The sequence below is a fragment of the Bacillus sp. BK450 genome, assembly GCF_004364885.1.
In the GTDB taxonomy this organism is placed as follows: domain Bacteria; phylum Bacillota; class Bacilli; order Bacillales; family Bacillaceae; genus Bacillus; species Bacillus safensis.
Genome location: NZ_SOBQ01000001.1, coordinates 313,397 through 337,686, shown reverse-complemented (window position 1 = coordinate 337,686; position 24,290 = coordinate 313,397). Strand labels below are relative to the sequence as shown.

Sequence of the window (24,290 nt, the reverse complement as noted above, 5' to 3'; positions counted from 1 at the left end):
TAGCAAACAATGTCTTTTTCGGGTAAAAAGATTACGTTTTCATATCAATTTGTAAAAAAACCTGCAGAAAGGGCACATTTGAGTGTAATATTTAATGAATCCCACTAACTGTCTATGCATGTCTTGTGGTAAAATAGGAGCGAAATAAAGAGAGATGAATGAAAGGTGGGAGGCAGCTTTGACATACAAATATGACCCCTTTCAGCAGAAATCACCATATGCAATGACCATTCATGATTGGACGAACATGACATGTTCTGGTAAAGAGGTATTGGCCGGGTTTACGACAAAAAACGGCGGCTTCAGCCTACCTCCATATCAATCATTGAACACTGGACTCCATGTAGGAGATGATGCTTCTAGTGTTCAAATGAATCGTCAAGTCATAGCAGATGCTGCTGCTGTGCCGCTCTCTGATTGGGTGTTTGCAGACCAAACACACGAGGATCGCATCCTGAAAGTCACCAAGGAGCAAAGAGGAAGAGGAAGTCTTCATTATGATGAGGCACTGCCTGGTACAGACGGTTTATATACGTCTGAGACGAACATGATGCTCGCTCTTTGTTTCGCTGATTGTGTTCCGCTTTATTTTCTAGCTCCGCAAAACGGATTAATTGGAACGGCTCATGCCGGCTGGAAAGGAACCGTCAAGCAAATTGGTGCAAAGATGGTTGATGTATGGGTCAGCCAAGAAGGTGCCAAGGCCGATCATATTCAAGTCGTCATTGGACCATCCATTGGCAGCTGCTGCTACATAGTCGATGACGCAGTCATGGATCAAGTGAAACAGCTTCCTTTTTCAACAGAGGATGTGTATTCCGAGATTTCACCAGGACAATATAAAATTGATTTGAAAACATTAAACAAAAACGTATTGCTTCATGCAGGAATAAAGGAAGAAAACATACATGTCAGTTCGATGTGCACAAGCTGCAATGATCAGCTTTTCTTCTCACACCGGCGTGATCAAGGGAAAACAGGACGTATGATGTCTTTTGTCGGGTTTAAGGAGGCATAAGTGCAATTGAATGTACGAGAGAATCTCAGACAAATAAATGAACAAATAAACGAAGCATGTAAAAGAGCCGGTAGACAACCAGCAGATGTATCGGTCGTCGCTGTGACAAAGTATGTTTCCATTGAACGAGCACAAGAAGCCAAGGAAGCAGGAATTATGCACTTTGGTGAAAATCGTGACCAAGGGTTACTTGAAAAGCAGGCGGCCATAACCGATGAAAACATTAGCTGGCACTTCATCGGCAGTTTACAGACGCGAAAAGTGAAATCTGTCATTCAGACAATTGATTACTTACATTCGCTTGACAGAATGTCCCTTGCGAATGAAATTGAAAAAAGAGCGGATCACACAGTTCGCTGTTTTGTACAGGTGAACACATCACTTGAGGAGTCAAAACACGGCTTACAAAGCGAAGACGTCATTCCATTTGTGAAACAGCTGGCAGATTTCAAACACATTGAAGTGGCTGGGCTGATGACGATGGCTCCATTTACAGATGATCACACTGTGATTCGCAACTGTTTTAAAACATTAAAAAATCTTCAAGAAGAAGTAAAACATCTTAACCAAGTAAATGCACCTTGTCAGCATTTATCGATGGGCATGTCAAATGATTTTGAAATCGCAATTGAAGAAGGTGCGACATTCGTTCGGATTGGCTCTTCACTTGTTGGAAATGAAACAGGAGGTGCGTGACATGAGCATAAAAAATAAGTTTAAAAGCTTTTTCACTCTCGACGATGAAGAGTATGAGTACGAATATATTGATGAAGAAAGAGAACCCGTTCAAGAAGAAAAAGGAACGAAGGACAAAGCAGCATTTCAAGATCGCCCGCAGACAGGAAAACAAAATGTCGTCAGCTTGCAAAGCGTGCAAAAATCCTCTAAAGTGGTGTTAAGTGAGCCGCGTGTTTATGCAGAAGCGCAGGAGATTGCAGACCATATTAAAAACAGACGTGCAGTCGTCGTGAATTTGCAGCGCATTCAGCATGATCAAGCAAAGCGAATCATTGACTTCTTAAGCGGAACCGTTTATGCAATCGGTGGAGACATCCAGCGTATTGGCTCGAATATATTCCTCTGCACACCTGATAATGTAGATGTATCTGGTACAATATCAGAGCTATTGACAGAGGAAGAACCTCAGAGGTGGTAAATCATAGTGATTTTAAATTTCATTTTTAATATTTTAGGAACGGTATTAACGATTTACTCATTCGCGATTATTATTTACATCTTTATGTCATGGGTGCCATCTGCAAGAGAAACTGTGTTTGGCCGTTTTCTGACAAATATTTGCGAACCGTATTTAGAACCATTTCGTAAAATTATTCCGCCAATCGGCATGATTGACATCTCGCCGATTGTGGCATTGCTTGTGATTCGTTTTGCATCATCATATGGACTAACGGGTCTTTACAATATGATTGTGCGCTTCATGTAAACAGGCTGCCGGGCTTGGCACTGCCAGGCTCTTTTACATAAGAGGGGAACAAAATGAGCGATATCTATCAGCATTTTAGAAAAGACGAACAGCCATTTGTCGACCAAGTGTTAGGCTGGAAAAAAATCGCACTCGACCAATATCGAATGAAATTAACAGATTTCCTTGATCCGCGTGAGCAATTTATTACTGAGTCCGTCATCCAGCATGGCGAAGAACTTGGGATCATGTTTTTTGGCGGGTATGAGGGAGCTGAGCGCAAAAGAGCCCTCATTTATCCTGATTATTTAGAACCTTCAATTCAAGATGTTGAGCTGTCATATTTTCAGGTGAACTATGCGAAAAAGTTTATTTCCTTAGAACACCCGAAGCTTCTCGGCTCATTGATTGGGACAGGCTTGAAGCGTCAAAAATTCGGAGATCTATTATTTTCAGAGGAAGATGTGCAGTTTATTTGTACAAGTGATGTCGCCGATTTTGTGCGGGCGCAGCTGACACATGTCGGCAGAGCAGCCGTTTCATTAGAGGAAATCACGCAGGCAGAAATAAAGCCAGTGATCACGAAGACTGATATCAAAGAAGATACCATTTCTTCACTTCGGCTTGATGCTGTATGTGCTGCTGTCAGCCGTCAGTCTCGGCAAAAAGCACAGCTTTTAGTCAAAAATGGGCTTGTCAAAGTCAATTGGAAAGTCACAGAGGACCCTTCCTTTACAATCGGTGAAGGCGATCAGCTCTCTGTTCGGGGATTTGGCCGCTTTAGCCTCAAAACGATTGATGGGAAGACCAAAAAAGATAAATTCAAAGTAACATTTGAGCTTCTGACATAACGAACTTGAATCTGGAGGTGGCGAGGTTGCCATTAACACCTAATGATATTCATAATAAAACGTTCACAAAAAGCTTTCGCGGCTATGACGAAGACGAAGTAAACGAGTTTTTAAGCCAAGTACGTAAAGACTACGAGATCGTACTTCGTAAAAAGAATGAGCTTGAAGACAAAGTAAACGAGCTTGACGAAAGACTAGGTCATTTCGCAACAATTGAAGAGACATTAAACAAATCGATTCTTGTGGCGCAGGAAGCAGCAGAAGACGTAAAGCGCCATTCGGATAAAGAAGCAAAATTGATTATTCGTGAAGCAGAGAAAAATGCAGACCGTATTATCAACGAAGCGCTGTCAAAATCAAGAAAAATTGCAATGGAAATCGAAGAGCTGAAGAAACAGTCGAAGGTCTTTAGAACTCGTTTCCAAATGCTCATCGAAGCACAGCTTGATCTTCTGAAAAATGACGATTGGGATCATTTACTGGAATATGAAGTAGACGCTGTCTTTGACGAAAAAGAATAAGCGCATCATCTTGACATGACGTGCTCATGTTGCATATAATACCATCATAAATTAACAAGAGATAAACGTTTGAAAGGGACACTCGCAGCTGTCACATGCGTAATAAAGCGAATCAGGGATGGTGGAAGCCTGACATTACGAGACGCTGCAATGAGATCACCCCTTTAGTTCCTTTTCTGAAAAAAACCAGTAAGAAAAGGCGTCTGATCACGTTACGATTTTAGAGTGGATAAGCGGTTCTTTCATATCGCTTGTCTAAAAGGGTGGTACCGCGAGACAAGCCTTCTCGTCCCTTATGGGATGAGAGGGCTTTTTTTATTGTTTTTTAATCAGAATTTGCATGTGGAGGAATGGGTATGAACTACAAAGACACCTTATTAATGCCGAAAACAGAATTCCCGATGAGAGGGAACTTGCCAAACAAAGAGCCTGAAATCCAAGAGGAGTGGGCAGAGAAAGACATCTATCAAATGGTTTTAGAGCGGACTAAAGGACGCCCGACGTTTATTTTGCATGATGGACCTCCATATGCGAATGGTGACATTCATATGGGGCATGCACTCAATAAAATCCTAAAAGATTTTATCGTCCGTTTTAAATCAATGAACGGGTATCATGCACCGTATGTTCCGGGCTGGGATACACACGGCTTGCCAATTGAAACAGCTCTCACTAAAAATAAAAAAGTCAAACGCAAAGAAATGTCTACAGCAGAATTCCGCAAACTATGCGAGGAGTATGCTTGGAAGCAAATTGAAGGTCAGCGCAGCCAGTTTAAGCGATTAGGCGTCAGAGCAGACTGGGACAATCCATATGTCACATTAAAGCCTGAATACGAAGCGCAGCAAATCCTTGTCTTTGGTGAAATGGCGAAGAGAGGCTATATCTATAAAGGATTAAAGCCTGTTAACTGGTCTCCTTCAAGTGAATCAGCCCTCGCTGAAGCGGAAATTGAATATAAAGACAAACGTTCACCATCGATTTACGTTTCGTTTAAAGTAAAAGATGGCAAAGGCGTTCTTGAAAACGGCGAACAATTCATTATCTGGACAACAACACCTTGGACGCTTCCTGCAAACCTTGGCATTTGTGTTCATCCAAACTTAGAGTACAGTGTTCTTCAAGTCGGTGCTGAGCGTTATGTCGTTGCATCTGAACTGGTTGAACAAGTAGTAAAAACACTCGGCTTTGAAGAATACGAAGTTGTGAAAACATTAAAAGGTAAAGAATTAGATAAAATCGTTGCAGCACATCCAATTTACGATAGAGATTCTCTTGTGATGCTTGGCGATCACGTGACAACTGATGCGGGAACTGGCTGTGTTCACACAGCACCAGGCCACGGGGAAGATGACTTTATTGTCGGTATGAAATACGGTCTTGATGTGCTCTGTCCAGTAGATGAAAAAGGTGTGATGACAGATGAGGCGCCTGGTTTTGAAGGACTATTCTACGAGGATGCCAATAAAGCCATCACAGAACAGCTTGAAGCAAAAGGTGCGCTGAAAAAGCTCGACTTTATCACGCACTCCTACCCGCATGACTGGAGAACGAAAAAACCAACGATTTATCGTGCGACAGCTCAGTGGTTTGCATCCATTAAAGATTTTAGAGAAGCGTTATTAGACAATATTAAAGAAACAAAATGGGTTCCAGCATGGGGAGAAACACGCCTGTTCAATATGGTGCGTGACAGAGGTGACTGGTGTATTTCAAGACAGCGTGTATGGGGCGTTCCAATTCCGGTCTTTTATGCGGAAAATGGTGAGCCGATCATCACGGACGAAACCATTCAGCATGTATCTCAATTATTTAGAGAGCATGGCTCGAATATTTGGTTTGAAAAAGAAGCAAAAGAGCTATTGCCAGAAGGCTTTACACATCCAGGCAGCCCGAATGGTGAATTCACAAAAGAGCAGGATATCATGGATGTATGGTTTGATTCCGGTTCTTCTCACCAAGCCGTTTTAGAAGAAAGAGACGACCTAGTCCGTCCGGCAGATCTTTACCTTGAAGGCTCTGACCAATATCGCGGCTGGTTTAACTCCTCTTTATCAACAGCAGTTGCTGTCACTGGAAAAGCACCTTATAAAGGTGTCCTAAGTCATGGCTTTACGCTTGATAAAGAAGGACGTAAGATGAGTAAATCATTAGGCAATACGATTGATCCAACGAAGGTTGCGAAGCAGCTTGGTGCAGAGATTCTAAGACTTTGGGTATCTTCAGTCAACTATCAAGCCGATCATCCAGTATCTGATGATATTTTGAAACAAGTAGCAGAAGTCTATCGTAAAATCCGTAACACCTTCCGCTTCCTGCATGGAAACCTATTTGACTTTGACCCAGCAGTTAATGCCGTGCCAGTAGAAGAGCTTCGCGAAGTGGATCAATACATCATGATCAAATTAAACAAATTGATTGATAAAGTGAAAAAAGCTTATGATGATTACGAATTTGCGGTCGTGTATCATGCGATTCACAATTTCTGTACGATTGAGCTCAGCTCTTTCTACCTCGATTTTGCAAAGGACGTCGTCTACATTGAGCATGCCGATCATCCAGACCGCCGCAGCATGCAGACGGTCTTCTACGAAACATTAATGGCTTTAGTGAAGCTGACTGCACCAATTCTTCCGCATACCGCAGATGAATTATGGAGCCACTTAAGCTTTGTTGAAGAGCCAAGTGTTCAGTTAACAGATATGCCGGAAGGTGTGGCAGTTCCTCAAGCTGAAGCGACAGAAGCGAAGTTTGACCGCTTTATGGAAGTACGTGACGATGTGCTAAAAGCGCTGGAGATTGCGCGTAACGAGAAAGTCATCGGACGTTCACTTGAAGCAAGTGTGACGCTTTATGCGACAGATGAAGTGAAAAACCTTCTTGCATCCATTAAAGAAGATGTGAAGCAGCTCTTTATCATCTCTGAATTAACGGTAGAAGATGAGCAGCATGCAGATACATCAGCGCCTGAATATGCATCAGGACGAATTGTGGTTCAAAAAGCAGAAGGAGAACTGTGCGAACGTTCCCGCATTATTTCAAAAGACGTTGGTGCAAATCCAAAGTACCCAACATTGTCGCTGAAAAATGCTGAAATCGTGGAGAAATATTACCAGAATTAACAATGCGATATCACAAGCTAGCGCCCCGTCATATGCGGGGCGTTTTCTTTTATGAGAAAATGACAGCGTTTAGAACGAAAGGAAAAATCTTATGGCTTTAAAGTAACCAGGCGGGGCAACAATATGATTATCACGACAGGGCAGGAGTTGAAATAGCGACATGAATGGCGATCTAGAGACGATTTACACGGAACTCCTTCAAATGAAAGAAGAGCTGCAATCTAAACTGTTTGAATACGCATCATTTCGTTCACCCGCTGAGCATGTCACATTGAATGAGGTCAAAACGACCACACTTCTTTATCACATCAAAGAAGAGCTGCAAGATGTGTCTCTCGCTATTGCAAAAATCGAACAAGGAACCTATGGGATATGTGAGGCGACAGGAGATGTGATTCCGCTTGAACAAATGAGTATTCTTCCTACCGCCCGCACGGCTGACGACTTTTTATATCATAAGCAATACGAGAAAAAAGCATTCACTCCTTATCCTTACGAATCAAATGATTCTCATTTTGAAGCCTTCCACATGTAGGGAGGTTTTTGTCTGTCAACTAAAGTTTCTTTACTCCTTCCTGTTTTCTTGATAAAATGCTTAAAGATCAAAGTATGAAGATGGAGGAACGTGTGTGTTCTATTACATAATCGCATTCGTTATCATTTGTTTAGACCAATTAACAAAATGGCTCATTGTCAAAAATATGATGCTCGGTGATTCTGTTCCAGTCATTGATGGATTCTTTTATATCACGTCTCACCGTAATTCAGGAGCCGCATGGGGAATTCTCCAAGGGCAAATGTGGTTTTTCTATGTGATCACACTCGTTGTTATTGCGGGAATTGTTTATTACTTACAAAAACATGGACAAAAGGACAAGCTGCTGGGAGTAGCGCTGGCCTTAATGCTTGGCGGAGCGATCGGAAACTTTATCGACCGTATTTTCCGTCAGGAAGTGGTTGATTTTGCTCATTTCGTATTTGGGGATTATCACTACCCAATCTTTAATATTGCAGATTCTTCTCTCTGTGTAGGGGTTATTCTGCTCTTCATTCAAATGCTGTTAGATGGAAAGAAAAATAAGGAGTCAACTACATGAATCAAGTAAATATTGCCGTTTCAGAAGAACAAACGAGTGAACGGCTAGATAAATTTCTAAGCACGACAGAACCAGAATGGTCAAGAACCCAAGTCCAGCAATGGGTAAAAGATGGGCTGATCGAAGTAAACGGGAAACAAGTAAAGGCCAATTACAAAGTACAAGCTGGAGATCAAATCAAAGTGGAGATTCCAGATCCGGAAGCGCTAGATGTAGAAGCAGAACCAATGGATCTTGAAATTTATTATGAGGATGCAGATGTGTTAGTCGTAAATAAACCACGGGGAATGGTCGTTCACCCAGCGCCAGGTCATGTGTCAGGAACGCTTGTAAATGGTCTGATGGCACATTGCAAGGACTTATCAGGGATTAACGGTGTGATGCGTCCTGGAATTGTCCACCGAATTGATAAAGATACGTCTGGGCTGTTAATGGTCGCTAAAAACGATATGGCACATGAGTCACTCGTCAATCAGCTGGTGACTAAAACTGTCACAAGAAAGTATACGGCTGTTGTCCACGGTATTATCCAGCATGATACAGGCACAATTGATGCACCAATTGGCAGAGACAAAAAAGACCGCCAAAGCATGACGGTCACAAAAGAAAATGCAAAACAAGCCGTTACTCACTTTGATGTGATTGAACGCTTTAAAGACTTCACAGTTGTCGAATGCCGCCTTGAAACAGGAAGAACACACCAAATTCGTGTTCATATGAAATATATCGGCTACCCTCTTGCAGGAGATCCGAAATATGGGCCGAGAAAAACAGTCGATTTTAATGGACAGCTGCTGCATGCAGGTGTTTTAGGATTTGATCATCCTAGAACAGGAGAATATATCGAGTTCACAGCACCAATTCCAGCTGATATGCAGGGCTTTATCGATTCATTAAGAAATAACGATTGACAGGCCGTTCTTTTTTTGAAATAATAAACGAAGAAATTGAGATTCTTTAAAACAGTCCAGAGAGGCTGAGAAGGATAACGGATCAATTTGTGCACGCGTACGCACAAATGAACGCCCCTCTCTGCCCTTTGCAGAAGGGGCTTTTTATTTGTCAAAAAGAGGTGTAAAAGATGGAACAAAAAGCAGTCATTCTTGATGAACAAGCGATCAGACGAGCGCTTACCCGAATTGCACATGAAATGATTGAGCGCAACAAAGGGATGAAGGATGTTATCCTTGCCGGGATCAAGACAAGAGGCATACATCTTGCAAAGCGCCTTGCAGAGCGCATCGAGCAAATTGAAGGGAATCCAGTCACTGTAGGTGAACTTGATATTACGCTATACCGTGATGACCTGACAAAAAAGACAGACAACCAAGACCCGCTTGTAAAGGGTGCAGACATACCAGCTGACATTAATGACAAAACACTTATTGTTGTTGACGATGTCCTGTTTACAGGCAGAACCGTGAGAGCAGCTATGGATGCCCTTGTGGATGTAGGAAGACCATCTTCCATTCAGCTGGCTGTGCTCGTCGACCGGGGACACCGGGAGCTGCCGATCCGAGCGGATTATATCGGGAAAAACATCCCGACTTCAAAAGCAGAGACAGTCATGGTTCAGCTCAATGAAGTAGATCAAAACGACCTTGTCGCTATATATGAAAAATAACCTTTTTAAATGCATTCCAGAGAGTTTGCAAAGAGGGCAATAATAGAGACACCGAGCACACGGCCAACATGACGTGTCCGGCTTATCTAGGCCTCTTTGCGCATACTCGCAAAGAGGCTTTTTTAATGAAAAAGGACACATCTAGGAGGAAAATCATGAGTCAGCAAAAAGCCAATTTAGGCATTCGAGATATCCCAAAACCATTCACATGGCTGTCACTTAGCCTGCAGCATTTGTTTGCGATGTTTGGTGCGACCATTCTTGTACCAAAAATCATTGATATGAGTCCAGCCGTCGCACTCATCTCAAGCGGAGTGGGAACGATTGTTTACTTAATCATCACAAGAGGACAAATTCCGGCGTATCTTGGATCGTCCTTTGCCTTCATCGCCCCCATACTGAATGTGAAAGCAACAGGCGGCCCTGGAGCCGCAATGGTTGGCGCCTTCATGGCGGGTGTCGCTTATGCACTCATCGCCCTATTCATTAAATGGCTCGGCACAGGCTGGCTGATGAAGCTTCTGCCGCCGGTGGTCGTAGGACCAGTCATTATGGTCATCGGACTCGGACTCGCTGGAACAGCAGTCAACATGGCGATGTATGTTGATCCGAATGCAACCGAGCTTGTTTACAGCCTCAAGCACTTAATGGTCGCTGGCTTCACACTGGCTGTCACCATTATCAGTATGATTTTCCTAAGAGGATTCCTTAGCTTAATCCCAGTATTAATCGGCATCATCAGCGGCTATCTCTTTGCCTTAACACAAGGCATCGTGAACTTCCAGCCGGTCATTGACGCAAAATGGTTTGCTGTACCAGAATTCGTCGTGCCATTTGTCGACTATACACCTGCTGTGACCTTAAGCATTCTCACAGTGATGGTGCCGGTAGCCTTTGTCACAATGTCTGAGCATATCGGTCACCAAGTGGTGTTAAGTAAGGTCGTAGGACAAGATTTTATTAAAAAACCAGGTCTTCACCGTTCCATTTTAGGAGACAGTGCGGCGACGATCTTCGCTTCACTTATTGGCGGACCACCAACAACAACTTATGGAGAGAACATTGGCGTACTAGCCATCACAAGAGTGTTCAGTATCTTCGTCATCGGCGGAGCAGCCGTGTTTGCGATCTGCTTCGGTTTTGTAGGAAAAATTTCAGCATTAATCAGTACAGTGCCGTCCGCGGTGATGGGGGGCGTTTCGTTCCTGCTCTTTGGAATCATTGCTTCAAGCGGCCTGAGAATTCTGATTGATCATAAAGTGAATTTTGAAGAAAAGCGTAATCTCATTATCGCATCAGTCATCCTAGTCATTGGGATTGGCGGGGCATTCATTGAGGTGAAACAAATCAATCTCACCCTATCTGGAATGGCACTTGCTGCGATTACGGGTGTCCTGTTAAATCTGATCCTGCCGCATCAAAAAGCAGAAGATGACAACTCAAATGAATCAAATACAGAAAACCTTTTAAAAGAAGTCCAGTGAGGCTGACAAGGGTTCTAAATGGAGCAGAATGCACAAAAGTGCCGCTGCTTCTTTTGGAGAACCCTAAGCTGCCGAGGCTTAGGGTTTTTTTGAACCTGAAAGTGATGAAAAACTAGAGGGGGAAGAAAAAATGAATGATTTATCGACAATGAGCAGCTTATCAAAAGAAGAGATTTTACAGCTGATTGAAGAAGCAGCTGCACTCAAAAAGGGGAAACAAGAACATGGATTAGCCGGAGAATTTGTGGCAAACCTTTTCTTTGAACCAAGCACAAGAACACGTTTTAGCTTCGAAGTAGCTGAGAAGAAACTAGGGATGAATGTCCTGAGCTTAGATGCGGCAAGCACCTCCGTTCAAAAAGGCGAAACACTTTACGATACGGTAAAAACACTCGAATCGATCGGAGTAAAGGCATGTGTGATTAGAGACAGCACCGATGAATATTATAACGAGCTGATTGGGAAGGTTGGAATTCCCATCATCAATGCAGGAGATGGCTGCGGACAGCATCCAACCCAATCACTGCTTGACCTCATGACCATCTTTGAAGAGTTTGGCGGCTTTGAAGGCTTAACGATTTCGATTCATGGAGACATCAAACATAGCAGGGTGGCAAGATCAAATGCTGAGGTTCTCACAAGGCTGGGAGCGACAGTCCTCTTTTCAGGGCCTGCTTCCTTCCAGGATGAACAAAACCCTCACGGAACGTATGTCCAAGTAGATGAAGCCATCGCACAATCTGATGTGGTGATGCTGCTTAGAATCCAGCATGAACGGCACGCTGAAAAAATGGGCAGCGAAGATTACTTATCAACTTATGGATTAACAGTAGACAGAGCAAACAAAATGAAAGAACGCGCGATTATTATGCATCCAGCACCAGTAAACAGAGGTGTTGAAATAGATGATTCATTAGTAGAGTCCAAGCAGTCAAGGATTTTTAAACAAATGGAAAATGGTGTTTATATCCGAATGGCCGTATTAAAAAGAGCTTTTCAAAATAGCACACTACATCAAAAAGGGAGAGATTCTGTCTATGTCATATCTCATTAAAAACGGGTTTATCTTAACAAGCACAGGTGAAAGAGTGCAGCAGGATATTAGGGTAAAAAGAAAAGTGATTCAAGCGATTGGTCACCTAGAAAGAGAAGACGGAGAAGAGGTTATTGATGCAGCAGGGCTATTTGTGTCACCAGGCTTGATCGATCTGCATGTGCATTTAAGAGAGCCAGGCGGAGAGAAAAAGGAAACGATTGAAACAGGTTCTAAAGCAGCCGCAAGAGGCGGATATACGACGATTGCAGCGATGCCGAATACAAGGCCGGTTCCAGATACAAAAGAGCAAATGGAATGGCTGATGAATCGAATCGAAGAGACCTCATCTGTGAGAGTGCTGCCATACGCCTCCATCACAACGAGACAAATTGGGGAAGAGATGACGGATTTTGCAGCACTAAAAGAAGCAGGCGCCTTTGCTTTTACAGATGACGGTGTTGGTATCCAAACAGCAGGCATGATGTACGAAGCGATGAAACAGGCAGCAAGTCTTGATCAAGCGATTGTGGCGCACTGTGAAGATAACTCGCTCATTTACGGCGGGTGCGTTCATGAAGGAGAATTTTCAAAAGCAAATGGGTTAAACGGAATACCATCAATCTGTGAATCGGTGCATATTGCAAGAGATGTTCTTTTAGCAGAAGCAGCGAACTGTCATTATCATGTATGTCATATCAGTACGAAAGAATCTGTGCGGGTCGTACGCGATGCAAAAAAAGCAGGCATCCGTGTGACGGCTGAGGTGTCACCGCATCACCTGCTGTTGTGTGATACGGACATTCCAGGTCTTGATACAAATTATAAAATGAACCCGCCGCTCAGAGGAAAAGAGGATCGCGAGGCATTGATCGAGGGACTGTTAGATGGAACGATTGATTTCATCGCAACAGACCATGCGCCGCATACAGAAGAAGAAAAGAACGAAACCATGCAGCGTGCCCCGTTTGGAATTGTGGGACTTGAAACAGCGTTCCCGCTTCTGTATACACGATTTGTCAAAACAGGCGAATGGACATTAAAAGAACTCGTTGATTATATGACAATTAAACCAGCAGAAGCATTTTCTCTTCCATACGGAAAGCTTGAAGAAGGGCACATAGCTGATATCACACTTATTGATTTAAACAAAGAAATGGCAATCGATAAAACAAGCTTCTTATCTAAAGGGCAAAATACACCGTTTGACAAATTGACTGTATCAGGTTGGCCGGTCATGACACTTGCATCTGGGAAAGTCGTTTATGAAGAGGGGAGACTAGTAAAATGAAGAGACGCTTAGTGCTAGAAAACGGAACAGTATTCGAAGGAACAGGCTTTGGCAGCTTAGAACCATCAGTCGGAGAAGTCGTCTTTAATACAGGGATGACGGGCTATCAAGAAATTTTATCTGATCCATCATACTGCGGACAAATTGTCACACTGACTTACCCGCTTATCGGCAACTATGGCATTAACCGTGACGATTTTGAATCGATCACACCGTTTGTGAAAGGGCTGATTGTGAAAGAGCTTTGTGAAAAGCCCTCAAACTGGCGCTCTTCATATTCACTCGATGAATATTTAAAAATGAAAAACATTCCGGGGCTGAGCGGAATCGATACACGGAAGCTGACTAGAATGATTCGAAGTGCAGGGACTTTAAGAGGGGCATTTGCAGGACCTGATGAACAAGTAGAAGACGTTGTCCGCCGCCTTCAAACATTGCAGCTGCCAACAGATCAAGTGAGTCAAGTATCTGTGAAAAATGCGTACCCAAGCCCAGGCAGAGGCAAAAGAATTGTCCTTGTCGATTTCGGCATGAAGCACGGCATTTTGCGCGAGCTCAATAAACGTGACTGCGACGTCATTGTGGTGCCATACAACATCACTGCAGATGAAGTGCTGCAGCTAAAGCCTGATGGCATCATGCTTTCAAACGGACCTGGAGATCCTGTGGATGTACCGGAAGCCGTTGAGATGATTCAGCAATTGATTGGAAAGGTGCCGCTCTTTGGTATATGCCTCGGACATCAATTATTTGCTCTAGCGTGCGGTGCAAGCACAGAAAAAATGAAATTTGGCCACAGAGGATCAAACCATCCGGTGAAAGAACTAGCAACTGGCAAGGTGACACTGACGTCTCAAAACCATGGCTACACGGTTAGCAGTATTAACGAAGATGTGCTCGAAGTCACACATATTGCCCTAAACGACAATACGATTGAAGGATTAAAACATAAAGAAGCACCAGCATTCACTGTTCAGTACCACCCAGAAGCATCACCGGGTCCAGAAGATGCAAACTACTTATTTGACCAGTTCATGGAAATGATTCATACGACTGAGAAAGAAGGGGAAGAAGTATGCCAAAACGCGTAGACATCAAAAAGATTTTAGTAATCGGATCAGGTCCTATCATCATCGGTCAGGCAGCGGAGTTTGACTATGCAGGTACACAGGCTTGCTTAGCGCTAAAAGAAGAGGGCTATGAAGTCGTTCTTGTGAACTCTAACCCTGCGACCATCATGACAGATACAGAAATGGCTGATAAGGTATACATCGAACCACTGACACCAGAATTTTTAACACGAATCATTCGAAAAGAACGCCCTGATGCGATCTTGCCAACACTTGGCGGACAAACTGGATTAAACCTTGCTGTTGAATTGTCAGAGCTTGGCGTATTAGCTGAATGCGGCGTTGAAGTACTCGGTACAAAGCTGTCAGCCATCCAAAAAGCAGAGGATAGAGATTTATTCCGTAATTTAATGAATGAACTAAATGAGCCAGTACCAGAAAGTGAAATCATTCATAACCTGGAAGAAGCGATGGCGTTTACAGATCAAATCGGTTTCCCTGTCATCGTCAGACCAGCCTATACATTAGGCGGAACGGGCGGCGGAATTTGTACAAACGAGCAAGAACTGAAGGAAATCGTTGAAAACGGTCTGAAGCTAAGCCCAGTCACACAATGCTTACTTGAAAAAAGCATTGCAGGCTTTAAAGAAATTGAATATGAAGTCATGCGAGACAGCGGTGACCATGCAATCGTTGTTTGTAACATGGAAAACTTTGACCCTGTCGGCATCCATACTGGTGACAGTATTGTTGTAGCCCCAAGCCAAACGTTAAGTGACCGTGAATATCAGCTGCTTCGAAATGTGTCGCTTAAGCTGATCCGTGCACTTGGCATTGAAGGCGGCTGTAACGTTCAGCTGGCACTTGATCCAAACAGCTTTCAATACTATATCATCGAGGTAAACCCGCGTGTGAGCCGTTCATCTGCGCTTGCGTCGAAAGCGACAGGCTATCCAATAGCCAAATTGGCAGCGAAAATTGCTGTCGGCTTAACGCTTGATGAAATGATGAACCCAGTCACAGGTAAAACCTATGCAGCCTTCGAGCCGGCTCTTGACTATATCGTTTCAAAAATACCGCGCTGGCCGTTCGATAAATTTGAATCTGCGAACAGACGTCTTGGTACGCAAATGAAGGCAACTGGTGAAGTCATGGCGATCGGCCGCACATTAGAAGAGTCTCTTCTAAAGGCTGTACGTTCACTTGAAGCCGATGTGCATCACATTGAATTAAAAGATGAAGCAGACATCACAAATGAAGTGCTTGAAAAACGGATTATTAAAGCGGGAGACGAACGATTATTTTATATCGCTGAGGCGCTTAGAAGAGGCTATACAGTCGAACAAATACATGAATTCTCAAAAATTGATTACTTCTTCCTTCATAAGCTGGAAGGCATCATCGCCTTTGAGAAGACATTAAAAGAAAACAAAGGCAATACAGACGTATTAAAAGAAGCGAAAGAAAAAGGCTTCTCAGATATCTACATTAGCCGCGAGTGGAAGATGAACGAAGCGGATGTCTACAAGCTAAGACAAGAAGCAGGCATTGTACCTGTATACAAAATGGTGGATACATGTGCGGCAGAATTTGAATCAGAGACACCATATTTCTACAGCACATATGAAGATGAAAATGAATCAGAACGTACAGACAAGAAAAGCGTTATCGTATTAGGTTCAGGTCCTATCCGAATTGGACAAGGGGTTGAATTTGATTATGCGACTGTTCACTCAGTGTGGGCAATTAAACAAGCAGGCTATGAAGCGATCATTATAAACAACAACCCTGAAACGGTCTCAACAGACTTTAGTATTTCAGATAAGCTTTACTTTGAACCACTCACTGTAGAAGATGTCATGCATATCATCGACCTTGAACAGCCTGAAGGAGTCGTCGTTCAGTTCGGCGGACAAACGGCGATCAACCTAGCAGATGAATTATCAAATAGAGGGGTTAAAATTCTTGGAACTTCTCTAGAAGACCTAGACCGCGCAGAAAACCGGGACAAGTTTGAACAAACGTTAGAAACACTCGGCGTGCCCCAGCCGAAAGGGAAAACAGCAACGTCTGTGCCTGAAGCTGTAGCGATTGCCAATCAAATCGGCTACCCAGTCCTTGTCCGTCCTTCCTATGTATTAGGCGGCCGCGCGATGGAAATTGTGTATCAAGAAGCTGAGCTTCTTCACTACATGGAGAATGCGGTGAAGGTTAACCCGCAGCATCCAGTGTTAATTGACAAGTATTTGACAGGAAAAGAAATTGAAGTAGATGCCGTGTCTGATGGAGAAACTGTCGTAATCCCAGGCATTATGGAACACATTGAAAGAGCCGGAGTTCACTCTGGTGACTCGATTGCGGTCTATCCGCCGCAAACATTGTCTGAGGACATCAAAGCAAAGATCGCAGAATACACGATCAAGCTTGCAAAAGGACTCAACATTATTGGGCTTTTGAACATTCAGTTTGTCCTATCAAAAGGTGAAGTGTATGTACTTGAAGTGAACCCGAGATCAAGCCGGACGGTTCCTTTCTTAAGTAAAATTACAGGCATTCCGATGGCAAACCTTGCGACAAAAGTCATCTTAGGAGACAAGCTCAAAAATTATGGCTACGAAGAAGGCCTTCATACAGAGCAAGAAGGAGTGTACGTCAAAGTTCCAGTCTTCTCTTTTGCAAAATTAAGAAGAGTGGATATTACACTCGGGCCTGAAATGAAATCAACAGGTGAGGTCATGGGGAAAGATGTCACGATCGAAAAAGCCCTATATAAAGGATTGATTGCATCAGGCATTCAAATCCCTAATGACGGAACAGTTCTTCTGACAGTGGCTGATAAGGATAAAGAAGAAGGACTTGAGATCGCAAGAAGATTCCATTCGATCGGCTATCATATTTTAGCAACAGAAGGAACGGCGAATTATTTAAAACAAGCCTCCATTCCATCAAGTGTGGTCGGCAAAATTGGAGAAGAAGGCAAAAACCTTCTCGATGTCATTCGAAACGGGGAAGCCCAATTTGTGATCAACACATTAACAAAAGGAAAACAGCCGGCAAGAGACGGCTTTAGAATTAGACGTGAATCTGTTGAAAACGGAGTGGCTTGCTTAACGTCACTAGATACAGCAGAAGCCATTTTAAGAGTGCTTGAAAGCATGACATTTAGAGCGGATGAAATGCCAGAAGTGAAAACGAATGCTGAGGTGACAGTAACGATATGAAAAAAGCATACTTGACGGTCGTCTCGAACCGAGAGATCGCTGATCATATTTACGAAATGACATTAAAAGGTGACCTTGTGGACTCCTTTCAAACGGCTGGACAATTTCTTCATCTAAAGGTCAGTGAATCGATGACACCGCTGCTGAGAAGACCGATCAGTATTGCCAACATTCATGCCGAGCAAAAAGAAGCAACCATCATTTACCGCGCAGAGGGAGAGGGCACAAAGCTCCTCTCTCAAAAGCGGGAGGGAGAATCAGTCGATGTATTAGGGCCGCTTGGAAACGGGTATGATCCTTCAGTCGTCAAGCCCGGAGAGACGGCATTACTAGTCGGCGGCGGAATTGGCGTACCGCCTCTATATGAGCTGTCCAAGCGTTTAACGAAAAAAGGCGTCATCGTGAAGCATGTCCTCGGCTTTCAATCGAAAAAGGATGTATTTTACGAGGAAAAATTTCAAGCACTCGGCGATACGTTTATTGCAACGGTTGATGGCACATACGGTGCTAAAGGCTTTGTAACAGATGTGATAAAAGAGCAAAACCTGAGCTTTGATGTGCTGCTTTCCTGTGGTCCAACACCTATGCTAAAAGCGCTGAAAGACACGTATCCTGATAAGCCTGTCTACATTTCGATGGAAGAACGAATGGGCTGCGGGATTGGTGCCTGCTTTGCATGTGTCTGTCATACCGATCAGCTCGACAAACCTTACGTCAAAGTGTGTCTTGATGGACCTGTTTTTAAAGCAGAGGAGGTGGCATTGTCATGCTAAACGTTGAGTTACCGGGATTATCTTTAAAGAATCCAATTATCCCTGCATCAGGCTGCTTTGGATTCGGGAGAGAATTTGCATCCTTATATGACCTATCATTGCTGGGCGGTATCATGATCAAAGCCACAACCCTTGAACCGAGATTTGGCAATCCGACACCAAGGGTTGCTGAGACAGGAGCTGGTATGCTCAATGCAATCGGCCTTCAAAATCCAGGTCTAAAAGGCGTGCTTGAAAATGAATTGCCTTGGCTCGAGCAGTTTGATACGCCTATTATTGCGAATGTTGCTGGCTCACAGGTTGAAGATTATGTTGAAGTAGCCAAGCAAATCAGCCAAGCAAAAAATGTTCATGCCCTTGAGCTGAATATTTCTTGCCCAAATGTTAAAACCGGCGGAATCGCCTTTGGTACAGATCCAAATATGGCAGCATCATTGACAAAAGCAGTCAAGGAAGTCTCTTCCGTACCTGTCTATGTCAAGCTGTCACCTAACGTAGCCAATATTGTAGAAATTGCTCAAGCGATTGAAGCTGCTGGAGCGGATGGACTCACCATGATTAATACATTAATTGGGATGCGTTTAGATTTAAAAACGGGGAAACCCATCCTTGCCAATAAAACAGGCGGATTATCAGGACCAGCTGTCAAACCTGTCGCTGTACGTATGGTGCATGAGGTGAGTCAAGCGGTTTCTATTCCGATTATCGGGATGGGCGGAGTGCAAAGTGCTGAAGATGTACTTGAATTTTTACTAGCAGGTGCAAGTGCAGTAGCTGTCGGTACAGCCAATTTTGTGAATCCATTTATTTGCCCGGAAATCATTGAAGAGCTGCCAAATGTGTTAGCAGCTTATGGTTATTCATCTGTAGAGGAATGTATCGGAAGGAGCTGGAAACATGAAGCACTTGCCCATCATCGCGCTTGATTTTCCGTCAGGGCAGGAGGCGCTTGCCTTTTTAGATCCCTTTGAAGGGACACCATTATTTGTGAAGGTCGGCATGGAGCTGTTTTACCAAGAAGGACCTGCCATCCTTGAAGCGCTGAAAGAAAAAAATTGCCGCATTTTTCTCGATCTAAAATTACATGACATTCCAACAACGGTGCAAAAAGCGATGAACCGGCTTGCCGCACTTGGCGTTGACTTGGTCAATGTGCATGCGGCTGGCGGGAAACGAATGATGCAGGCTGCATTAGAGGGACTTGAAAGCGGGACTCCTGCTGGACAAAGCCGCCCGGGCATTATTGCAGTGACCCAGCTGACTAGTACGTCAGAAGACATGATGAGAAACGAATTACTCATTGACCGTCCGCTGCAAGAGACTGTGATCCGGTACGGACAATTAGCATATGAAAGTGGGCTGGACGGGGTTGTTTGCTCTGTTCATGAATCTAAAGCACTTCATGAACAGATCTCACCCTCCTTTCTCACTGTAACACCAGGGATTCGCTTACCGAATGATCAAACCGATGACCAAAAGCGTGTGGCGACACCTGCCTATGCAAAAGAGCAAGGTGTTTCACAAATTGTTGTCGGAAGATCAATCACAAAAGCTGATAAACCAATAGAAGCCTATCATCAAATTTTGAAAGAGTGGGAGTGACTGCCAGATGAAATCAAAAATCGCGAAACATCTATTACAAATCAAAGCGGTCTCATTAAAACCAGACGAACCGTTTACATGGGCGAGCGGTATAAAATCACCGATCTATTGTGATAACCGCCTCACATTATCATATCCAGAAGTCAGACACGACATTGCGGAAGGTCTAAAAGATTTGATTCTCACTCATTTCAAGGGAGCAGAGGTTGTCGCGGGTACTGCAACAGCAGGCATTCCGCATGCGGCATTAGCAGCAGACCGCTTGAACATCCCGATGTGTTATGTCAGAAGTAAGCCGAAAGCACACGGCAAAGGAAATCAAATTGAAGGGGCCGTATCGAAAGGCCAAAAGGTTGTCGTCGTCGAAGACCTTATTTCCACAGGAGGCAGTGTGCTGGAAGTGGTTGCTGCTCTTCAAGCTGAGGGCTGCGAGGTACTAGGAGTTGCCGCAATCTTCACATACGGACTGCCAAAAGCAGCGGCCGCTTTTCAAGAAAAAAATATTCCATATGTCACCCTGACAGACTATGACACATTGACAGACGTGGCACTTGAACTGAAAGCGATTGAGCCGTCTGCGATGAACAAACTAAAACGCTGGAGACAAGACCCTTCCTCTGAATCTTGGATGGAAGAAACGGTCTGAAAAGTCAAAGTCCATCGTTAACAATTTTAAAGCTGTGCCTGCCCGCACGGCTTTTTTATTTGGGTAAAAATAGTAAAATAGACTCAAATTTTAATAAAAACTAATCCTATCAATAAAGTCGGGTTGACTTTTGTTTGAATTGTGTTAATATTTAAGACAAATTGAAACTCTTATCCAGAGAGGTGGAGGGACTGGCCCGATGAAACCCGGCAACCTGCGATTCGCAAGGTGCTACTTCCTGCAAAATGATTCTATTTTGAAAGATAAGGAAATTGTGAGCTTCCTCATCTTTCTTTCGGACTGAAAGAAAGTTTTTTTATTTTAACGGTGAGGAGGAAGAGGAGATGGAAGTGAAACAAAATCAGGATGAGGACTTAGTAAAGCATATGCAAGAACTGATTGGGGATATGAAATTCGGTTCAATTACGTTAATTGTTCAGGACGGTCAAGTGATTCAAGTGGAAAAAAACGAAAAAATTAGATTAAAGTAGTGCGGAAAATAGCAATATGAGCGGTACTCCGGAAGGGGAGAAATCATGTTAACTTATGAAAATTGGCAAGAGCCGTCCATTACATTTCAAGAGGATGATTTGTATAAAGGAGCCCTGTCTGTACTGAAATGGGCGTACGGTCATTATGGTGACCAGCTCGTATATGCGTGCAGCTTTGGGATTGAGGGCATCGTTCTGATTGATCTGATTGCAAAAGTAAAAAAAGATGCGAGAATTGTCTTTTTAGATACAGGTCTGCATTTTAAAGAAACTTACGACACAATTGATGCGGTAAAGGAAAGATATCCGGGTTTAGATATTGTACTGAAAACGCCTGAGCTGACGGTTGAACAGCAAAATGAGCAGCACGGTGATCAATTATGGAAAACTGATCCTCAAAGCTGCTGTCATATGCGTAAGGTCATTCCTTTGCAAGAAGCCCTTTCTGGTTATCCAGCATGGCTTTCTGGTTTAAGAAGAGAGCAGTCACCAAAACGAGCAGGGACGAATTTCTTAAATAAGGATGAAAAATTCAAATCAGTGAAAGTATGTCCCCTCATCCATTGGACGTGGAAGGACATATGGAGATATGCATCTAGAGAGGAACTTACTTATAATCCGCTGCATGACCAAGGATATCCAAGTATCGGCTGTGCACCGTGTACACAGCCAGCATTTACTGCAGATGATCTGCGTTCTGGCAGATGGTCAGGCACAGCAAAGACAGAGTGCGGATTACATGAGTAAGGGAGCATAATGTATGGAAATCGCCGCAATTTTATTTAGTCTATTCTTTGCTTTAAACATAGGCGCAAGCGGAGCAGCTGCTTCTATGGGCATTGCGTATGGATCAGGTGCCATTCAAAAGCCCATTTATGCGCTCAGTTTTTGTGCAGTTGGGATTTTAGCAGGTTCAGTGATTGGCGGCGGTGAGGTCGTCAAAACGATCAGCTCTGGTATTATGCCAGAATCAGTCATTACACTTGAAATCGTTTGTATTATCATTGGTTCTGCTGCACTATCACTTTTCATAGCGAATCTGATGGCGATTCCTTTATCAACAAGTGAGGTCACAGTAGGGGCTGTGGTTGGTGTGGCAGTCGCATATAAAGTTTTGTTTGTGAAATCCATTTTAATGATTGTGGCATTTTGGGTCATCATCCCGCTTTTCGCCTTTCTTTTTACCTTTGCTGTCGTCAAAATCATCAGAATGTTCCCTAAACGGAAGCTGTCTAAAAAAGGCACAGCTATTTTATCTGTCGTATTAATTCTCAGCGGATTTTTAGAGGCATTTTCAGCCGGTATGAACAATGTGGCAAATGCCGTCGGCCCGCTCGTCGCTTCAGGCGTTTTGTCAGTTGGGCAGGGAACACTTTACGGCGGAATCTTCGTCGCAGCAGGGGCCCTCTTGCTAGGCAGAAGAGTGCTGGAAACAAACGGAAAGAAAATTACCCGCTATCAAACAGGCGAAGGGATTTTACTTTCGAGTACCGGTGCTGGGCTTGTCATCGTCAGCTCTATTTTTGGGCTGCCCGTTCCACTTACGCAAATCACCTCCTCGTCTATTATCGGGCTTGGAATGGCAAAAGGCGGGCCTAACATTTTTCACAAACATGTTGTGAAAAAAATGCTGAAAGTATGGGTGGTCTCACCTTTCTTATCACTCAGCCTATCGTATTTGCTTGTGAGCCTTTTCTTAAAAGGAGACTATTACTCTATCTTTATCATGATGAGTGTACTGCTTGCCTCACTTGGTGCGCTGAGTCTGATGAAAGCAGTCAAAAATGAAAGCAGCTCTATTCATGAACAGGGCGGCGGGATTTAATCATAAATCCGACTATTAACATCTAATAAATATGAACATTGAGAGGAAGATGAACAAATGAGTTTAACACCACATGGTGGCGTATTAATTAATCGAGTAAATGAAGAATATGATCTCAGCACGGCTGCGAAGGAAATTGAACTAGATGCGATTTCCTTCGCAGACCTTGAACTCATTGCAATTGGCGGATATAGTCCAATTGAAGGGTTTTTAACAAAAGCTGATTATGAAGCAGTTGTAAGCAGTATGCGGCTAGCAAGTGGTGTCGTTTGGTCTCTTCCTATTACACTGCCAGTGACAAAAGAAAAGGCGGCGGAAATCCATCAAGGCGATATCGTGCGCTTATCCTACAATGGAACTGTATATGGGGTCATTGAAGTAGAGGATCAATACACACCAGATAAGGAAAAAGAAGCGGTGAATGTCTATAAAACAGATGACCGCAATCATCCAGGCGTGAAAAAATTATTTGAACGCGGCGATACTTACATTGGCGGAAAAATTACACTGACGAAACGCAGTGAAAAACCATTCCCTCAATTTACGTATGAGCCAGAAGAAACAAGACGTCATTTTAAAGAAAACGGCTGGAAAACCATTGTTGGTTTCCAAACGAGAAACCCGGTTCATCGTGCCCATGAATATATTCAAAAAACAGCACTGGAAACAGTCGATGGTTTATTTTTAAATCCGCTTGTCGGTGAAACAAAATCTGACGACATCCCGGCAGATGTAAGAATGAAAAGCTATCAAGTGTTATTGGACGGTTATTATCCAAAAGACCGCGTCTTTTTAGGTGTTTTTCCTGCTGCAATGCGTTATGCTGGACCAAAGGAAGCCATTTTTCATGCGCTCGTACGGAAAAATTATGGCTGCACCCATTTTATTGTCGGAAGAGATCATGCAGGTGTTGGTGACTATTACGGCACATACGAGGCGCAGGAACTATTTGATCAATTTACAAGCGAAGAAATCGGCATTACTCCATTAAAATTTGAACACAGCTTCTACTGTAATACATGTGAAGCGATGGCCACTCCAAAAACGTGTCCTCACGACAAAAGCGAGCATGTCATTCTTTCAGGTACAAAGGTTCGAACAATGCTGAGAAACGGTGAATTACCACCAAGCACGTTCAGCCGAAAAGAAGTCATTGAAACATTAATCGAAGGATTAAAAACGACGGTATCTTAACGGG

At 43.5% G+C, this 24,290-nt stretch carries 24 protein-coding genes, 1 riboswitch and 1 other annotated feature; all 24 genes read left to right on the top strand.

The features are described from left to right. The first annotated feature begins 154 nt into the window (after positions 1-154). The 24 genes from pgeF to sat all read left to right on the top strand — a co-directional run bounded on the left by pgeF (position 155) and on the right by sat (position 24,286). On the top strand, positions 155-1,018 hold the full coding sequence (gene pgeF / locus EV579_RS01700; protein ID WP_133743847.1) for a peptidoglycan editing factor PgeF: 864 nt from the start codon (positions 155-157) through the stop codon (positions 1,016-1,018). A gap of 6 nt (positions 1,019-1,024) precedes the next feature. Then, positions 1,025-1,714 (top strand): YggS family pyridoxal phosphate-dependent enzyme, encoded by a 690-nt coding sequence (locus tag EV579_RS01695; protein ID WP_243837384.1) that lies wholly within the window; start codon positions 1,025-1,027, stop codon positions 1,712-1,714. 1 nt (position 1,715) lies between these two features. Continuing rightward, a complete protein-coding gene (gene sepF / locus EV579_RS01690; protein ID WP_024424241.1) occupies positions 1,716-2,174 on the top strand; it encodes a cell division protein SepF in 459 nt (152 codons plus the stop codon). Positions 2,175-2,180: 6 nt separating this feature from the next. Then, positions 2,181-2,462, top strand: a complete 282-nt coding sequence (locus EV579_RS01685; protein ID WP_024424240.1) for a YggT family protein — start codon at positions 2,181-2,183, stop codon at positions 2,460-2,462. Positions 2,463-2,515: 53 nt separating this feature from the next. Further along, positions 2,516-3,292 (top strand): YlmH family RNA-binding protein, encoded by a 777-nt coding sequence (locus EV579_RS01680; protein ID WP_024424239.1) that lies wholly within the window; start codon positions 2,516-2,518, stop codon positions 3,290-3,292. Positions 3,293-3,318: 26 nt separating this feature from the next. Beyond that, positions 3,319-3,813, top strand: a complete 495-nt coding sequence (locus EV579_RS01675) for a DivIVA domain-containing protein (protein ID WP_008344947.1) — start codon at positions 3,319-3,321, stop codon at positions 3,811-3,813. A 59-nt stretch (positions 3,814-3,872) separates the two neighbouring features. Next, positions 3,873-4,110, top strand: a binding site (T-box leader). Between the two features lie 59 nt (positions 4,111-4,169). After that, positions 4,170-6,935 carry an isoleucine--tRNA ligase gene (gene ileS, locus EV579_RS01670; protein WP_024424238.1) on the top strand — a complete coding sequence of 922 codons (2,766 nt, stop codon included), beginning with the start codon at positions 4,170-4,172 and terminating at the stop codon, positions 6,933-6,935. A gap of 160 nt (positions 6,936-7,095) precedes the next feature. Then, on the top strand, positions 7,096-7,470 hold the full coding sequence (locus tag EV579_RS01665) for a TraR/DksA family transcriptional regulator (RefSeq protein ID WP_024424237.1): 375 nt from the start codon (positions 7,096-7,098) through the stop codon (positions 7,468-7,470). 94 nt (positions 7,471-7,564) lie between these two features. Next, a complete protein-coding gene (gene lspA, locus EV579_RS01660; protein WP_024424236.1) occupies positions 7,565-8,032 on the top strand; it encodes a signal peptidase II in 468 nt (155 codons plus the stop codon). Then, on the top strand, positions 8,029-8,943 hold the full coding sequence (locus EV579_RS01655) for an RluA family pseudouridine synthase (RefSeq protein ID WP_133743845.1): 915 nt from the start codon (positions 8,029-8,031) through the stop codon (positions 8,941-8,943). Before lspA ends, EV579_RS01655 begins: the two co-directional genes overlap by 4 nt. A gap of 170 nt (positions 8,944-9,113) precedes the next feature. After that, positions 9,114-9,656: a bifunctional pyr operon transcriptional regulator/uracil phosphoribosyltransferase PyrR gene (pyrR, locus tag EV579_RS01650; protein WP_024424234.1), complete on the top strand. Its 543-nt coding sequence runs from the start codon at positions 9,114-9,116 to the stop codon at positions 9,654-9,656. 155 nt (positions 9,657-9,811) lie between these two features. Continuing rightward, complete coding sequence (locus tag EV579_RS01645; protein ID WP_133743844.1) at positions 9,812-11,140, top strand: solute carrier family 23 protein; 1,329 nt, start codon at positions 9,812-9,814, stop codon at positions 11,138-11,140. A gap of 130 nt (positions 11,141-11,270) precedes the next feature. Continuing rightward, on the top strand, positions 11,271-12,194 hold the full coding sequence (locus tag EV579_RS01640; protein ID WP_034281705.1) for an aspartate carbamoyltransferase catalytic subunit: 924 nt from the start codon (positions 11,271-11,273) through the stop codon (positions 12,192-12,194). After that, positions 12,178-13,464: a dihydroorotase gene (locus EV579_RS01635; protein WP_133743843.1), complete on the top strand. Its 1,287-nt coding sequence runs from the start codon at positions 12,178-12,180 to the stop codon at positions 13,462-13,464. The genes EV579_RS01640 and EV579_RS01635 overlap by 17 nt, the downstream gene beginning before the upstream one ends. Further along, positions 13,461-14,555, top strand: a complete 1,095-nt coding sequence (locus EV579_RS01630; RefSeq protein WP_024424230.1) for a carbamoyl phosphate synthase small subunit — start codon at positions 13,461-13,463, stop codon at positions 14,553-14,555. The genes EV579_RS01635 and EV579_RS01630 overlap by 4 nt, the downstream gene beginning before the upstream one ends. After that, positions 14,540-17,755, top strand: a complete 3,216-nt coding sequence (gene carB / locus EV579_RS01625; protein WP_034623677.1) for a carbamoyl-phosphate synthase (glutamine-hydrolyzing) large subunit — start codon at positions 14,540-14,542, stop codon at positions 17,753-17,755. Before EV579_RS01630 ends, carB begins: the two co-directional genes overlap by 16 nt. Then, the gene (locus EV579_RS01620) at positions 17,752-18,528 is read left to right on the top strand and encodes a dihydroorotate dehydrogenase electron transfer subunit (RefSeq protein WP_041117331.1); all 777 of its coding nucleotides are present in this window, start codon (positions 17,752-17,754) and stop codon (positions 18,526-18,528) included. The genes carB and EV579_RS01620 overlap by 4 nt, the downstream gene beginning before the upstream one ends. Continuing rightward, the gene (locus EV579_RS01615) at positions 18,522-19,454 is read left to right on the top strand and encodes a dihydroorotate dehydrogenase (RefSeq protein ID WP_046310885.1); all 933 of its coding nucleotides are present in this window, start codon (positions 18,522-18,524) and stop codon (positions 19,452-19,454) included. Before EV579_RS01620 ends, EV579_RS01615 begins: the two co-directional genes overlap by 7 nt. Continuing rightward, positions 19,426-20,130: an orotidine-5'-phosphate decarboxylase gene (pyrF, locus tag EV579_RS01610; protein ID WP_133743842.1), complete on the top strand. Its 705-nt coding sequence runs from the start codon at positions 19,426-19,428 to the stop codon at positions 20,128-20,130. Before EV579_RS01615 ends, pyrF begins: the two co-directional genes overlap by 29 nt. A gap of 7 nt (positions 20,131-20,137) precedes the next feature. Continuing rightward, complete coding sequence (pyrE, locus tag EV579_RS01605; protein ID WP_024424225.1) at positions 20,138-20,776, top strand: orotate phosphoribosyltransferase; 639 nt, start codon at positions 20,138-20,140, stop codon at positions 20,774-20,776. Between the two features lie 167 nt (positions 20,777-20,943). Further along, positions 20,944-21,046, top strand: a riboswitch (SAM riboswitch). A gap of 116 nt (positions 21,047-21,162) precedes the next feature. Next, positions 21,163-21,267 (top strand): DUF2292 domain-containing protein, encoded by a 105-nt coding sequence (locus EV579_RS01600; protein WP_369810469.1) that lies wholly within the window; start codon positions 21,163-21,165, stop codon positions 21,265-21,267. Positions 21,268-21,312: 45 nt separating this feature from the next. Further along, positions 21,313-22,014 carry a phosphoadenylyl-sulfate reductase gene (locus tag EV579_RS01595; RefSeq protein WP_024424224.1) on the top strand — a complete coding sequence of 234 codons (702 nt, stop codon included), beginning with the start codon at positions 21,313-21,315 and terminating at the stop codon, positions 22,012-22,014. 13 nt (positions 22,015-22,027) lie between these two features. Then, the gene (locus EV579_RS01590; protein WP_073205138.1) at positions 22,028-23,092 is read left to right on the top strand and encodes an inorganic phosphate transporter; all 1,065 of its coding nucleotides are present in this window, start codon (positions 22,028-22,030) and stop codon (positions 23,090-23,092) included. A gap of 57 nt (positions 23,093-23,149) precedes the next feature. Further along, positions 23,150-24,286, top strand: a complete 1,137-nt coding sequence (sat, locus tag EV579_RS01585) for a sulfate adenylyltransferase (protein WP_024424222.1) — start codon at positions 23,150-23,152, stop codon at positions 24,284-24,286. The last annotated feature ends 4 nt before the right edge of the window (positions 24,287-24,290 follow it).

Bases quoted from the DNA above. Each gene is read 5' to 3' on its own strand.
- pyrR (WP_024424234.1), top strand. From the start codon at position 9,114: ATGGAACAAAAAGCAGTCATTCTTGATGAACAAGCGATCAGACGAGCG.
- EV579_RS01635 (WP_133743843.1), top strand. From the start codon at position 12,178: ATGTCATATCTCATTAAAAACGGGTTTATCTTAACAAGCACAGGTGAA.
- EV579_RS01655 (WP_133743845.1), top strand. From the start codon at position 8,029: ATGAATCAAGTAAATATTGCCGTTTCAGAAGAACAAACGAGTGAACGG.
- sat (WP_024424222.1), top strand. From the start codon at position 23,150: ATGAGTTTAACACCACATGGTGGCGTATTAATTAATCGAGTAAATGAA.
- EV579_RS01590 (WP_073205138.1), top strand. From the start codon at position 22,028: ATGGAAATCGCCGCAATTTTATTTAGTCTATTCTTTGCTTTAAACATA.
- EV579_RS01640 (WP_034281705.1), top strand. From the start codon at position 11,271: ATGAATGATTTATCGACAATGAGCAGCTTATCAAAAGAAGAGATTTTA.
- carB (WP_034623677.1), top strand. From the start codon at position 14,540: ATGCCAAAACGCGTAGACATCAAAAAGATTTTAGTAATCGGATCAGGT.
- EV579_RS01680 (WP_024424239.1), top strand. From the start codon at position 2,516: ATGAGCGATATCTATCAGCATTTTAGAAAAGACGAACAGCCATTTGTC.
- EV579_RS01620 (WP_041117331.1), top strand. From the start codon at position 17,752: ATGAAAAAAGCATACTTGACGGTCGTCTCGAACCGAGAGATCGCTGAT.
- EV579_RS01630 (WP_024424230.1), top strand. From the start codon at position 13,461: ATGAAGAGACGCTTAGTGCTAGAAAACGGAACAGTATTCGAAGGAACA.
- EV579_RS01600 (WP_369810469.1), top strand. From the start codon at position 21,163: ATGCAAGAACTGATTGGGGATATGAAATTCGGTTCAATTACGTTAATT.
- EV579_RS01665 (WP_024424237.1), top strand. From the start codon at position 7,096: ATGAATGGCGATCTAGAGACGATTTACACGGAACTCCTTCAAATGAAA.
- pyrF (WP_133743842.1), top strand. From the start codon at position 19,426: ATGAAGCACTTGCCCATCATCGCGCTTGATTTTCCGTCAGGGCAGGAG.
- EV579_RS01615 (WP_046310885.1), top strand. From the start codon at position 18,522: ATGCTAAACGTTGAGTTACCGGGATTATCTTTAAAGAATCCAATTATC.
- EV579_RS01595 (WP_024424224.1), top strand. From the start codon at position 21,313: ATGTTAACTTATGAAAATTGGCAAGAGCCGTCCATTACATTTCAAGAG.
- pyrE (WP_024424225.1), top strand. From the start codon at position 20,138: ATGAAATCAAAAATCGCGAAACATCTATTACAAATCAAAGCGGTCTCA.
- ileS (WP_024424238.1), top strand. From the start codon at position 4,170: ATGAACTACAAAGACACCTTATTAATGCCGAAAACAGAATTCCCGATG.
- sepF (WP_024424241.1), top strand. From the start codon at position 1,716: ATGAGCATAAAAAATAAGTTTAAAAGCTTTTTCACTCTCGACGATGAA.
- EV579_RS01645 (WP_133743844.1), top strand. From the start codon at position 9,812: ATGAGTCAGCAAAAAGCCAATTTAGGCATTCGAGATATCCCAAAACCA.
- pgeF (WP_133743847.1), top strand. From the start codon at position 155: ATGAATGAAAGGTGGGAGGCAGCTTTGACATACAAATATGACCCCTTT.